The sequence below is a fragment of the Corynebacterium sp. HMSC08C04 genome, from assembly GCF_001807495.1.
GTDB lineage: Bacteria > Actinomycetota > Actinomycetes > Mycobacteriales > Mycobacteriaceae > Corynebacterium > Corynebacterium simulans.
On sequence record NZ_KV789202.1, the window covers coordinates 163,997 to 176,843 of the forward strand.

The following is a 12,847-nucleotide window of genomic DNA, read 5'->3' on the forward strand; positions in this document are numbered from 1 at the left end:
AAGCAGATGCTCTACCAATTGAGCTAATGCCCCATTGTTCCGTGGTGGGCCTAGCAAGAATCGAACTTGCGACCTCATCGTTATCAGCGATGCGCTCTAACCGACTGAGCTATAGGCCCCTGTGCGGAACGAGATTTAACTTTACATACCGATCCGGCAAATACACAAATCGCCAGCGCAGCCAAGGTTTTAGAAGGTTGTTTAAAAAGCGAAACCGGCACCGTCTCTTAAGAATTTAAACCTAAAAGACGATGCCGGTTAGATGTGGGCTAGCGGGCTCGGGCTTTAGCCATGACCAGACTGGATACCCAGCTTGAAACCACCGAAGACGTCCACGATGGCGTTATAAAGTACCGCGAGCAGCGGCGCCAGCAGCATGTTGAACACCGCCACGATTGCGCCGAAGAGAGCAGAGATAGACAAGACCACACCGAAGGTCACTTCGAAGGCGCCGCCCACTCCGCCGACAAGGCTGTTGAGGGAATCCCAGATTCCTGCCTGATCGAGGCCGAAGTAGAGCAGGCACACGGCAAGCAGCCATGCGATAAGCCCGACGAGGGACATCGCCAAGCCCACGCGGAAGGCCGAAATCGGTGAGATCCGCGTAAGGGTTACGTCTCGTCTTGCCATGGATTACTCCTCGCTATCTGCTGCGTTCTTGGAATCCGCAACCTTGAGGTGTTCCTGCTGAACGTCCTCAACGGATTTCTCACCCTTGGCCACAGCCTGTGCATCTTCCTCACCATCGTCCTCAACGTTGCGGTCGATTGCAAGCAATTCGACGTCGTCGGAGAGATTGACCAGGCGCACTCCCATGGTGGCGCGGGAGGAAGGACGAATCTGGCCTACCTCGGTGCGGATGACGCCCCCAGCGGAGGTGATAGCGAAGATCTCGTCTTCCTCATCGACGGAGATAGCGCCGATGAGCTTGCCGCGCTTCGGGGTGTACTTGAAGGTCATAACGCCCAAGCCACCGCGGCCCTGTGGCGTGTACTCCTCGATAGCGGTGCGCTTGCCGTAGCCGCCGGAGGTGGCAACCAGCAGGTACTCGCCATCGTGAACCACGGACATGGACAAAAGCTGGTCATCGTCGCGGAAGCGCATGCCCTTCACACCGGCGGTAGCACGGCCCATCGGGCGCAGCTGGTCGTCGTCAGCGGTGAAGCGGATGGCCTGGCCCTGCTCAGAGGTCAGCAGGATGTCATCGCCTTCGTCGACGAGGGACGCGCCGATGAGCGCATCACCCTCGTTGAGGTTAATGGCGATTAGACCGGCAGAACGTGCGGACTCGTAATCGGTGAGGCGGGACTTTTTGACGCGGCCCTGCTTGGTGGCCAAGACGAGGTAAGGAGCGTCCTCGTAGGACTGAATCTGAATGACCTGTGCGATCTTCTCCTCCGGCTGGAACTCCAGCAGGTTAGCCACGTGCTGGCCACGTGCGGTACGGCCTGCCTCCGGCAGCTCATAAGCCTTGAGGCGGTAAACACGGCCAAAGTTGGTGAAGAAGAGGATCCAGTCGTGTGTGGAGCAGACAAAGAAGTTCTTGACGATGTCGTCCTGCTTGAGCTCCGCACCGCGCACGCCCTTGCCGCCGCGCTTCTGCGCCTTGTAGGCATCAACCTTTGTGCGCTTTGCGTAGCCAGTGGAGGTGATCGTGACGACCACGTTCTCGCGGGCGATAAGATCCTCGTCGGTGACGTCGCCAGAAGCGGCCACGATCTGGGTACGGCGCTCATCGCCGTACTTTTCAACGATCTCAGCGAGCTCGTCGTGGACGATCTGACGCTGGCGTTCCTCGCGGGCGAGAATGTCCTTGAGGTCAGCAATGATCTCTTCGATCTCAGCCAACTCGTCAATGATCTTCTGGCGCTCCAGGGCTGCCAGCTTACGCAGCTGCATCGCGAGGATGGCGTCTGCCTGTACGTCATCGACGTCGAGAAGCTCTTTCAACCCTTCTCGCGCTTCGTCGACCGTTGGGGAACGGCGGATAAGCGCGATGACCTCGTCGAGCATATCGAGGGCCTTAACCAAACCACGCAGGATGTGGGCGCGCTTTTCGGCCTCATCCAGGCGGTACTGGGTACGGCGAACGATGACCTCGATCTGGTGCGCAACGTAGTAGCGCAGCATCTGGTCCAGGCGCAGGGTGCGCGGCACGCCATCGACGATGGAGAGCATGTTTGCGCCGAAGGAGGTCTGCAGCTGGGAGTGCTTGTAGAGGTTGTTGAGCACGACGCGAGCGACGGCATCGCGCTTCAGGGTGACCACGATGCGCATGCCGACGCGGTCAGAGGACTCGTCCTCAATCTTGGAGATGCCAGCGATCTTGCCATTGGCAACAGACTCCGCGATGTTGGAGATCATGTTATCCGGGTTGACCTGGTACGGCAGCTCGGTAATAACGATGGTCTGGCGGGAGCCAGACTCCTCGATGGAGGTCACACCGCGCATACGGATAGAGCCGCGGCCGGTGGTGTAGGCATCCTTGATGCCCTGGTCACCAACGATGAGGCCGGCGGTTGGAAAGTCCGGACCCTTCACGCGTTCCATGCAGGCTGCCAGCGCCTCTTCGTCGGAAGCCTCTGGGTTATCCAGCAGCCAGAAGATAGCCTCAGCCAGCTCGTTGAGGTTGTGCGGCGGGATGTTCGTGGCCATGCCGACGGCGATACCGCCGGAGCCGTTCATCAGCAGGTTCGGAACGCGGGAAGGCAGGATGTCCGGTTCCTGGGTCTTACCGTCGTAGTTCGGGGAGAAGTCGACGGTGTTTTCGCGAATGTCACGGACCATCTCCATGGCCAGCGGGGTCATGCGGCACTCGGTGTAACGCATTGCCGCTGGGCCGTCGTTGCCGCGGGAACCGAAGTTACCCTGGCCGTCGACCAGCGGGTAGCGCATGTTCCAGGACTGCGCCAAGCGCACCAACGTGTCATAGATTGCGGAGTCACCGTGCGGGTGGAATTGACCCATGGTGTCCGAGACCGGGCGAGCGGACTTCACGTAGCCGCGCTCGGGGCGGTAGCCGGAGTCGAACATCGCGTACAGGATGCGGCGGTGCACCGGCTTCAGGCCGTCGCGTACCTCTGGCAGAGCACGGCCGACGATGACGGACATGGCGTAGTCGATGTAACTCGACTCCATCTCCTCGTTGATATCAATCGGTTGAATACGATCAAAGAGATCGTCATTTTGGTCACTCATAACGGCAAATTCTACCCTCTGCGCCCCTCTCCCGCCGCCTGCGCCGCGCTAGTGATACCACGGTGATACCATCGGGCCATGGCTATGACTCTTCGTCTTACAGCGGAACAGGATCATGCGCTGACCCTCCTGGCCTCCGCGCAAGGCACCTCCAAGCACGAGGCGGTGGTGCGTGCAGTTGTGGCGGCTGCGGCGCGCACGCTTTCCGACGCCGCGGTCCAAGACGCCGCACGCCAGCTCCTGCCCGGCCGCGCCGAGCTCGAGGCAGAAATCCGCAGGGCTCGCCCATGACTGCAGAGCAGCTCCTTCTCATCGCGCGCGAATTCTGCGCGCAACACAAAACCACGGTGACTAACTTTGGCGCTTTAGTTGCCGCCGCGAGCGTCTCAAATGCCCAAATTGATGGCATCCCCGTCCACGCAAACCGGCAGCAAGCAGCTCATGCGATGCAGCAGATATTGGTGGCTTATCCAGCCCTTAATAAGCACAACCGCGCCTTCGCAGCACTTAGCGCCCGAGTATTCATGGAGACGGAATCACGTCTTAGCCTGCGCTGACCTATCCTTTGTTGCCCGAGTTATGTAAGTTATAGCTGGTAACACTTAACTATTCCCTCGAATATCCGCGCGGCTTGGCCTTGAGGAATGACTGAAGCGTCAATGCAACGCGTAGGAAAGGAAGACATGTCTCTGAAGAAAGCCATCGCTGCGGGCGTAGTAGCAGTATCCCTAAGCACCGCTGTCACCCCAGCCGCAACCGCCGCCTCCAGCACCCCTGAGACCACCAACACCTGGGAAAACCAGGTCAATCCTAATTTCAAGCAAGGCAAGGAAACTTCCTCTCTCACCGGCTCTTCCCCACTCGATTTGGGCATCATCATCGGCGGTTCCGTCGCTGGCGCCGCGCTTATTTTCAAGCTGGTGACCGATTTCGCTCCGGCACTTCTTACCCAGGGCGTCCCGAACCTCGACCTCGAGCGTCTTGCTCGTGACAATGGCTTAACCCAACTTGCAGATCAGATTGCTGCTCTGAAGGGCTAATTGCCGCATTCGGGTTTCAGTAAGATTACTGCCATGTCTAATCTTTCCCAGCTCCTGGAAGAGCCAACCCGCACCAGCGTTGTCACCGCGCTTGTTTCCTTGGTCGATAACACTGTCTCCGAACAATCCGGCATCACCGGCATGGCCATCAAGGGCGCGGTGGCCGCGGCGAAGAAGGTCGACGCCGACATCGTCTCAAAAGGGATCAACCGCGCCCTGCCGGATCTCCTCGGCGAGATGGAATCCTACTGGCAGGAGTTCGAGACCTCCCCGCAGGAGGATTTCGGCACCTACCTGGCCGGAAACGACAAAGAGGTGGCAGATTCCATCTTGGGTGTGGCTGATCGTAATGCAGACCAGGTAAATAATCCGGCGCTGGTGAAGACCTATAACTCCCTACGCAGCAAGATCGCCAAAATTATTGAGCCCCAGATTCCGGAGCTCGCGCGCATTTTGCAAAAGCATATGTAACCCCATATGTAAGAAGGTGTAGTCTGGCGCGCATGACTTCAAGCAATAACTATTCTGAATTCATCCGCAGCCGCCACTCCGCCCGCGCCTACCTGCCAGAACCAGTTCCGGCAGAGGTTATTAAGCAGGTGCTTATCGACGCCCAGTCTGCACCGTCTAATTCCAATACGCAGCCATGGGACGTGCACGTGGTTAGCGGTGAGAAGCTCCGCGAGCTTTCTGATGCGCTCATCTCCGAGTTCAATGAAAACGGCATCAACCCGGATTTCACCTTGGACTACGGCGAGGGCGTGCACCCTTCCCGTTCCATTGAGCTGGCAAAGAAAATGTACGGCATCCTAGGAATCGCCCGTGAGGATAAGGAGGGCCGCACCGAGTTCGTGCGCGAAAACCTCCGCTTCTTTGGCGCCCCGCACGCAGCACTTCTTTATATCCCACCAATGGGCGATCGCATTCGTGCTGCCTTCGATCAGGGCACTTATGCAGAAAACTTCTTGCTTTCCCTGCGTGCCCACGGTTATTACGGAACCCCTTTGGGCATGATTTCGCTCATGGCGCCGACCACCCGCGAGTTCCTCGGCATCGATGAGGAGCAGAAGATGGTCGTCGCCATCGCCTTCGGTAAGGCGGACGAAGACAGCCCCGTGTTCAACGTAGAGCCGGGCCGCGCCGATCTTTCTGAGACGGTCACCCTGCACGGCATCGATTTGGACATCTAAGGCCAAATTACAGAAAGCGCCCTGCTCTCCCATTCGAGGAAGTGCAGGGCGCAAGTTTCTTCTGGCTCGTGTAAAGCCTTTGGCTTTACACGTCCAGGAAGCGAACGTCCTTCGCGCGGCGGGTAATGAAGGAGCGGCGAGCCGAGACATCGTCACCCATCAGGATGGAGAAGAGCTCGTCGGCGCGCTGTGCGTCTTCCAGATCCACGCGGCGCAGGATACGGGTGGTTGGGTCGAGTGTGGTCTCCCACAGCTCGGATGCGTTCATCTCACCCAGGCCCTTGTAGCGCTGGATGCCATCGTCCTTGTTGATCTTGCGATTAGCTTCGAGGCCTTCTGCCAGCAGCTTGTCGCGCTCGGCGTCGGAGAAGGCATAGCCCGGCTGGCCCTTTGCCCACTTGAGCTTGTACAGCGGCGGATTAGCCAGGTAGACGTGGCCATCCTCAACCAGCTGCGGCATGAAGCGGAAGAGCAGGGTCAACAGCAACGTCGCGATGTGCTGGCCGTCAACGTCAGCGTCGGCCATCAGCACGATCTTGTTGTAGCGCAGCTTGGAGATGTCGAATTCTTCGTGGATACCGGTGCCCAAAGCGGTGATGATCGCCTGGACCTCGGCGTTTTTTAGAACCTTATCCATGCGTGCCTTCTCCACGTTCAGGATCTTGCCGCGCAGCGGCAGGATTGCCTGGAACATGGAGTCACGGCCGGCCTTTGCGGAGCCGCCTGCGGAGTCACCCTCCACGATGTAAAGCTCGGAGATCTTCGGATCCTTAGAACGGCAATCGGCAAGCTTGCCGGGCAGGCCGCCCAAGTCGGTGGCGGACTTACGGCGCACCATCTCGCGGGCCTTACGCGCTGCGACGCGTGCGTGCGCGGAGGAAACGGCCTTGTTGATAATCGCTTTTGCCTCTGCCGGGTTGGCATCGAACCAGTCGTTGACGTGCTCGTTGACGGCGCGCTGGACGAAGCCCTTAATCTCAGAGTTGCCGAGCTTGGTCTTGGTCTGACCCTCGAACTGTGGGTCACTGACCTTGACGGAAATGACGGCAGAAAGGCCCTCACGGCAGTCATCGCCGGAGAGGTTGCCGTCCTTCTCCTTGACCAGCTTGTGCTCCTTGGCGTAGCGGTTCATCAAGGAGGTCAGCGCGGCGCGGAAACCCTCTTCGTGGGTACCGCCCTCATGGGTGTTGATGGTGTTGGCGAAGGTGTGGACGGACTCCTTATAGCCCTGGTTCCACTGCAGAGCGACCTCGACTTCGTGATCCTCGCCCTTGACGTCGAAAGCGACGATGGTGGGGTGGATGGCGGTCTTGGTCTTGTTGAGGTGCTTGACGTAGTCAATCAGGCCGTCTGGGTAGTGGTAGACAACCTTCTTCTGCAGTTTCTTTGCCGGCTTGTCCTCGCTCGGGCCGTCTGCTTCGGAATCGACGTCGACGTCGTCAAAGGACTCAGCGTCCAGGGCGGTCTCGCCGGATTCGGCGTCGGCAATTGCCTCGAGCTCAAGCTGCTCCTCGGTAACGCGCTCGTCGATAAGCTCGATGGTCAGGCCCTTGTTCAGGAAGGCCATCTCCTGCAAGCGGCGTGCGATGGTCTGGTAGTCATAATCCGTGGTCTCGAAGATCTCTGGATCGGCCCAGAAACGGATCGTGGTACCGGTACCGCGCGCATTGCCGCCTTCCACCAACTCATCTGGGATGGCGTTAGAGAAGTTCTGATACCAGTGCTTGCCGTTGCGCTTGATCTCTGCCTCAACGCGAGTAGACAAAGCATTCACAACGGAGATGCCGACGCCGTGCAGACCACCGGAGACTGCGTAGGAATCGGAATCGAACTTACCACCGGCGTGCAGCTGGGTCATGACAACCTGGACGGTCGGCGCACCGGAGGCGTGCATCTCCACAGGGATGCCGCGGCCATCATCGATGACCTCAACGCCGCCGTCGGCGAGCAGCTTGACGACGACCTTGGAGGCATAACCAGCCATGGCCTCATCGACCGAGTTATCCACGACCTCCCAAATCAGGTGGTGGAGACCGCGTACGCCGGTGGAACCGATGTACATACCCGGACGCTTGCGGACGGCCTCAAGGCCCTCCAGGATGGTAATGGAACTAGCACCATATGCGTGTTCTTCAGCCACGGAAACGTGTACTCCTTTTGGCTATAGCAAAATCTAAGACTTTAGCTATTCTACACGGTGTCCCCCTACTAGAGAGCACTCCACACCAGTGAGAGGGCGGAATTTAGCCCGATTTTTCGATCCAGATTTTTGTCCCGAAGCGGCTATCCGTAGGTATCTTGCGAGCCTTGCGGTTTCACCCACTGCCGGCCCTGATAATTGCGGTGTTGCTTAGGGCCTTGAATACGCAGTTCAACGATGACGTCGGGGCCAAGGCGGTCGGCGATCTTGCGCAAGATCTGGCGTTGCAGATAGCGCAGCTCCGTAGCCCACACAGAGGCATCGCAAGAAATATAGACGACCTTATCCTTAATGCGCTCGGGCTTCGTGTGTGCGGCGATGCGCTCGCCCACCAGGTTGGTCCAATTGCCCATGACCCAACCATCAGCCAGCTCGTTTTCCCACCCGCGGCTCACAATCTCCTTGTTCAGCGTGGCACCGAGGCTAGGGATATCCAGGCTGCGGCGCTGCCGCCTACCATCGGGGCCGGTGGGCCTGCCCACGCGGTATTTCTTCGCCGGTGCATCGTGACTGATCTTCATCTTCGGCGCTGGCTTATCCAATTTGGGAGCATTCTTGGAATTTGAACGCACACGCTCAAAGAAATCCTGAATAGGATCAGTCATCTTCGCGCACCTTTGTAATTTCAGAAATTCGCCCCTCTTGAGTATCCCGAACGGAGACTTCGTAGCGAACGATCGGTTCTAGGTTGCCGGGCAGGTCCTCATCCACGGCGGCGGTGATCAGCACTTGCTCAGCTTCCATGGCTAGGTGCACAAGCTTCTCCCGGCGCTTAGCATCGAGTTCGGCGAAAACATCGTCGAGGATCAAAATTGGATCGGTGCCTTCCTCGCGCAAGAGGTTGAACTCGGCAAGGCGCAATGAAATGGCATATGACCAGGTCTCGCCGTGACTTGCAAAGCCTTTTGCCGGCTGCGTTCCGAGGTTGAGCACGAGATCATCGCGGTGCGGGCCCACCAGGGAGATGCCACGCTCGATCTCGCGCTGCCGCTTAGCGGCAAGCTCGGTGAGCATCACGGCTTCCAGTACGTCGCGGTCAGAGACGTCGATCGTAGATTTGTACTCGATGTGGGCTGGCCGCGATTCCGGGGCCAGGCCTGAATAGGCGGATGGGATCAGCTCGCTTAAGGCGTCGACAAGCGCGAGGCGTGCCTGAATCACCTGCGCGCCTAGATGTGCGAGCTGGGCGTCCCAAACATCCAACGTGGCCAAAGCCGAGGCACCATCGGCGTCATCGTAGCCGCGGCGCAGGCTTGACGACGCCGACTTTAAAAGCGCATTGCGCTGCTTTAAGACCTTGTCATAATCCGCCTTTACCCCAGCTAAGCGCGGGGTACGCGAGGCGATGATGTCATCCATGTAGGTGCGCCGCTCAGCCGGCTCACCACGCACGAGCGCGAGATCCTCAGGCGAGAACAACACGCTTTTGACTACACCCAATAACTCGCGCGGGCTTTTCAGCCGCGTGCGATTGATCTGGGCTTGGTTAGCCGCGTGCGGTTTGATGAGCAGATGCGCGGTAAGCTCGCGGCCCTGATTGACGGCAGTGGTGGAGATTCTGGCATTAGCGGCACTTTGACGTACCAACGGCGCGTCGTGGCTAACACGGTGCGAGGACAGGTGGGCCACGTACCCGATCGCCTCGACGATGTTGGTCTTGCCAAAACCGTTGCGTCCGACGAACAAAGTGATCCCCGGGCCGAGCTCAATATGTAGCTCAAGCCACGAGCGAAAATCCCGGACGTCGAGTTCGCGTATGAACATTAACCTGGCAGACGGACCGGCATCAGAAGGTAGGTGAAGTTGGTCTCCGGGGTTGGGAAGACTCCATCCTCATCTGCCATCGGCATCTCCTCTGGCTCCGGAATCATAATTGCTGGGCGGGAAGGCTCAGTGAAGCCGAAGACCACGCGGTCAGTATGGACCACGGCCAGGCCATCCTTGAGGTAGCCCGGGTTAAAGGCGATGGTGAATTCATCGCGGCCGGTAAATGCACAAGGCAAAGTCTCGTCTGCCTTACCGGAATCCGCGCCAGCTGCCAGGGTGACCTGACCTTCAGAAAAGTCCATGCGGATCTGGGCGTTGCGATCAGTCAGCAGGGAAACGCGGCGGATGGCTTCCTGCAGCGGAGCAACCTCGATGCTGGCCATTGCGGTATGCGTCTTTGGCAGCAGCGGAGAGACGTTTGGGAAGTCTGCATCCAGCATGCGGGTGGTGGTCTCGCGGTTATCCGCGTGCAGACCAAACAGGCCCTCTGCGCCAATGTTTTCGCCGGTGCCTACCGCGATCTCCACTGGGATGTTGAGGTGAGTATCAAGGGAGCGGCCGGTGTCTTGCAAGGTTTTCGCAGGAACCAGCAGCTTTGCCTTTACGTCAGGGGATACCGGATCCCACTCGAAAGTGCGCATGGCCAGGCGGAAACGGTCGGTAGCAGTCATTTCGACGTGGGAACCGTTGATTTCCATATGCACGCCGGTCAGCATCGGCAGAGTGTCATCCTTGCCGGCAGCGGATGCGACCTGGCTGATGGCCTCAACGAAAAGCTGTGGGTTGATGGTGCCGGTGACCTCCGGCAGAACCGGCAGCTGCGGGTAATCATCGAGTGGAATGATAGGCAGCTCGAAGCGGGAAGAACCGCAGGTGAGCAGGACCTTGGAATCCTGCTGGGTCATCTCGACTTCCTTGTTCGGAAGGGTGGCAACGATGTCTGCGAGCAGCTTACCGGCGACGGCGATGCGGCCTGGTTCGTCGATCATTGCCGCGATGCGTACGCGAGTAGAAACTTCGTAGTCGAAGCCGGTGAATTCCAAACCATTGTCATCGGCGGTGATAAGCATCGCGCGAAGAACAGGCTGCGTCACCTTGGAAGGCAGACTACGGGCTACCCAAGCAACTGCGTTGGCCAGATCATCTTTGGCAACACGAAATGACACAGATTGGTCCATGGTCTCGATGAGCTCCTTGCTGGGTTCTAGCTGGGTTGATTTTTGTAAGTAACAAAAGCTGTTTCCAACTTACCGCATAGGCGCCGTGCGACAGACTTTTGTAATTTACTCGCGGCTTGGCGCCTCGGGCCGAGGCGAGGGCGAGAATTACACACATCCCCTTTTTACTTAAGGGATCAGGAAAAATAGTTAGTAGTAGTAATAACCGTTGTGAGATCTGTGGATAACGCCCTAAAAGGCAAGGTGACGGGCCCGATCCGCGCTGTGATCGTGGCTGTGGGATCAGTGTGATCAAATTACATAAATTGTGAGTAACCGGAGGGGTGCCGGTTTTATCCACAATCTATCCCCAGGATTGTGGAATTTGATCACAGCATTGATCACAAGCTCCTGATCAGGGCGAATGCTTTGTGAAAAACAAAAATGTGTCGAAGATCTATGAATTACAACAATGAAATTACACAGATGTGAATAACGCTGTGGATAAAAATAACCCGCCACCTAAGTGCAGGTGGCGGGTTATATTTCTAGCTGCAGAAAGCGTTTTAAGAACGGCTGTGGTTCTTGATCCTTTGCGTCAGCGCCTGGATCTCATCGTAGGTATTGCGGTTTTCTGTCATTTCCTTACGGATCTTGCGATCGGCATAAATGACAGTCGTATGATCCTTGCCTCCGAACTGATCACCAATCTTCGGCAAGGAAAGCTCAGTCAGCTCGCGGCAGAGATACATAGCCAACTGGCGGGCATGAGCGACGGCGCGCTTCTTGCCCGCACCACGCAGGGTCTCGACGTCGATGTCGAAGAACTCTGCTGTTACTTCCATGATCGCGGTTGCCGTAATTTCACGTCCCGCTGCATCGGGCGCGAGATCGTGCAATGCGATCTCCGCCATCTCTAAGCTGATCGGTTCGTTAACCAAAGAGGAATAAGCAGAAACGCGAATCAGCGCGCCTTCAAGCTCGCGAATAGAAGACTCGAAGCGCGAAGCGATGAGCTCTAGAACAGATCGATCTACTTCGGTGCCGTCCGCAGCTGCCTTCTTCATCAAGATGGCTATGCGGGTCTCGAGATCTGGCGGCTGAATATCCGTGATCAAACCACCTTCGAAGCGAGTGCGCAGGCGATCCTCCAAGGTGGTCAGCTGCTTCGGCGGACGGTCAGAAGATAAAATGATTTGCTTATTGGCTTGATGCAGTGCATTAAAGGTATGGAAGAACTCCTCCTGAGTCGATTCCTTACCCTCCAAGAACTGAATGTCATCAACCATCAAGATGTCCAGATTGCGATAACGCCGCTTGAAGGACTCCTGGCGGTCATCGCGCAAAGAATTGATGTAGTCGTTAGTAAATTCCTCGGAAGAAACGTACTTCACGCGCAGACCCGGATGCAGAACCTGCGCGTAGTTGCCCGCGGCGTGCAACAGGTGGGTTTTGCCTAGGCCGGAGCCGCCCCAAATAAACAGTGGGTTATAAGCACGCGCTGGATTTTCCGCTACGGCCACCGCCGCGCCGTTGGCAAAGCGGTTGGAGGAACCGATAACGAAGTTTTCAAACGTGTGCTTTGGGTTCAGCGACTCTTCCCTATTGGGATCGTGCGCCGGCTGCTCACGCGGAATGCGGGCATCTGCATTGTGCTGGGGCTGGTATTGCTGCTGTTGCTGGTTGTAATGATCAGCCAGTTCATCCAAGCTCGCCGGGGCATGGCTGGTCTGCCAAGCCTGCTGTGGCGGCTGGTACTGCTGCGGTGACGGCGCCTGCGGTGCTTGAGCCGGGGCGTCGTTAAGCGGTGCTTCTTCTTCCACCGGATTGGCCAGAGTTACAGCAAGCGTGCAAGGCCTGCCCAGGTGCCGGGTAAGGGCACGCGAGATGTGTGAGCCGAGATCGGTTTCGATGACTGCCTTGGCCTTTTCATTGTGTGCTGCCAGTAGTGCGTAGCCATCCATCATCATGATGGGTCGCGCGAGCTGCAGATACAGTCGCTGCGTGTGGTTGAAGTTGGGTACCTCTGAGTTGGGTTTCTCAGATTGGGCGAGCAGATCTTCCACTACTGCTCGCCAGTTGGCGTTAAGTACCGCTTGTTGATCAGTCAACGCGCCTACCTTGTGCGGCCTTCCCAGAAGAAGGCCCTAGTTCGGACGGAGAAAAATTTACAGTGAATTTCACGGACGTATCCACATCGAAAATTGCGGCACGACCTTGATCTCCACAGAGTTATCCACAGATGTGGAACAAATGTTTATCCACAGCCTAGTCGATGGCTGTGGATAACTATCA

12 protein-coding genes and 2 tRNA genes (1 of these 14 only partly in view) are annotated in these 12,847 nt (G+C 57.6%); 5 read left to right on the forward strand and 9 right to left on the reverse strand.

Features of this window, described 5'->3' with window-relative positions:
• The 4 genes from HMPREF3169_RS03975 to gyrA form a co-directional block, all read right to left on the reverse strand.
• Positions 1-33, reverse strand: a tRNA-OTHER gene (locus HMPREF3169_RS03975); it reaches 50 nt to the left of the window's first position.
• A gap of 9 nt (positions 34-42) precedes the next feature.
• Positions 43-119 (reverse strand) — tRNA-Ile (locus tag HMPREF3169_RS03980).
• 166 nt (positions 120-285) lie between these two features.
• On the reverse strand, positions 286-630 hold the full coding sequence (locus HMPREF3169_RS03985; RefSeq protein ID WP_062036487.1) for a DUF3566 domain-containing protein: 345 nt from the start codon (positions 628-630) through the stop codon (positions 286-288).
• 3 nt (positions 631-633) lie between these two features.
• The gene (gene gyrA, locus HMPREF3169_RS03990; protein WP_062036489.1) at positions 634-3,198 is read right to left on the reverse strand and encodes a DNA gyrase subunit A; all 2,565 of its coding nucleotides are present in this window, start codon (positions 3,196-3,198) and stop codon (positions 634-636) included.
• A 78-nt stretch (positions 3,199-3,276) separates the two neighbouring features.
• On the opposite strand from gyrA, the gene HMPREF3169_RS03995 reads away from it, so the two are divergent.
• The 5 genes from HMPREF3169_RS03995 to HMPREF3169_RS04015 all read left to right on the forward strand — a co-directional run bounded on the left by HMPREF3169_RS03995 (position 3,277) and on the right by HMPREF3169_RS04015 (position 5,428).
• On the forward strand, positions 3,277-3,489 hold the full coding sequence (locus tag HMPREF3169_RS03995; protein WP_062036497.1) for a hypothetical protein: 213 nt from the start codon (positions 3,277-3,279) through the stop codon (positions 3,487-3,489).
• Positions 3,486-3,755, forward strand: coding sequence for a hypothetical protein (locus HMPREF3169_RS04000; RefSeq protein ID WP_062036499.1), 270 nt, complete (start codon positions 3,486-3,488; stop codon positions 3,753-3,755). Before HMPREF3169_RS03995 ends, HMPREF3169_RS04000 begins: the two co-directional genes overlap by 4 nt.
• Positions 3,756-3,881: 126 nt before the next feature.
• On the forward strand, positions 3,882-4,238 hold the full coding sequence (locus HMPREF3169_RS04005) for a hypothetical protein (protein WP_062036501.1): 357 nt from the start codon (positions 3,882-3,884) through the stop codon (positions 4,236-4,238).
• A gap of 33 nt (positions 4,239-4,271) precedes the next feature.
• On the forward strand, positions 4,272-4,709 hold the full coding sequence (locus HMPREF3169_RS04010; protein ID WP_062036503.1) for a DUF6918 family protein: 438 nt from the start codon (positions 4,272-4,274) through the stop codon (positions 4,707-4,709).
• 32 nt (positions 4,710-4,741) lie between these two features.
• Entirely contained in the window at positions 4,742-5,428 is a 687-nt protein-coding gene (locus tag HMPREF3169_RS04015; protein ID WP_082787646.1) for a nitroreductase, read from the forward strand.
• Positions 5,429-5,513: 85 nt separating this feature from the next.
• Here HMPREF3169_RS04015 and gyrB read toward each other — a convergent pair whose 3' ends face one another.
• The 5 genes from gyrB to dnaA all read right to left on the reverse strand — a co-directional run bounded on the left by gyrB (position 5,514) and on the right by dnaA (position 12,663).
• Positions 5,514-7,568, reverse strand: a complete 2,055-nt coding sequence (gene gyrB, locus HMPREF3169_RS04020) for a DNA topoisomerase (ATP-hydrolyzing) subunit B (RefSeq protein WP_070432485.1) — start codon at positions 7,566-7,568, stop codon at positions 5,514-5,516.
• A 143-nt stretch (positions 7,569-7,711) separates the two neighbouring features.
• The gene (locus tag HMPREF3169_RS04025; RefSeq protein ID WP_062036507.1) at positions 7,712-8,233 is read right to left on the reverse strand and encodes a DciA family protein; all 522 of its coding nucleotides are present in this window, start codon (positions 8,231-8,233) and stop codon (positions 7,712-7,714) included.
• Positions 8,226-9,392, reverse strand: a complete 1,167-nt coding sequence (gene recF, locus HMPREF3169_RS04030) for a DNA replication/repair protein RecF (RefSeq protein ID WP_070455763.1) — start codon at positions 9,390-9,392, stop codon at positions 8,226-8,228. The genes HMPREF3169_RS04025 and recF overlap by 8 nt, the downstream gene beginning before the upstream one ends.
• Complete coding sequence (gene dnaN / locus HMPREF3169_RS04035; RefSeq protein ID WP_082778674.1) at positions 9,392-10,573, reverse strand: DNA polymerase III subunit beta; 1,182 nt, start codon at positions 10,571-10,573, stop codon at positions 9,392-9,394. Before dnaN ends, recF begins: the two co-directional genes overlap by 1 nt.
• A gap of 545 nt (positions 10,574-11,118) precedes the next feature.
• The gene (dnaA, locus tag HMPREF3169_RS04040) at positions 11,119-12,663 is read right to left on the reverse strand and encodes a chromosomal replication initiator protein DnaA (RefSeq protein WP_062036511.1); all 1,545 of its coding nucleotides are present in this window, start codon (positions 12,661-12,663) and stop codon (positions 11,119-11,121) included.
• Positions 12,664-12,847: the final 184 nt, after the last annotated feature.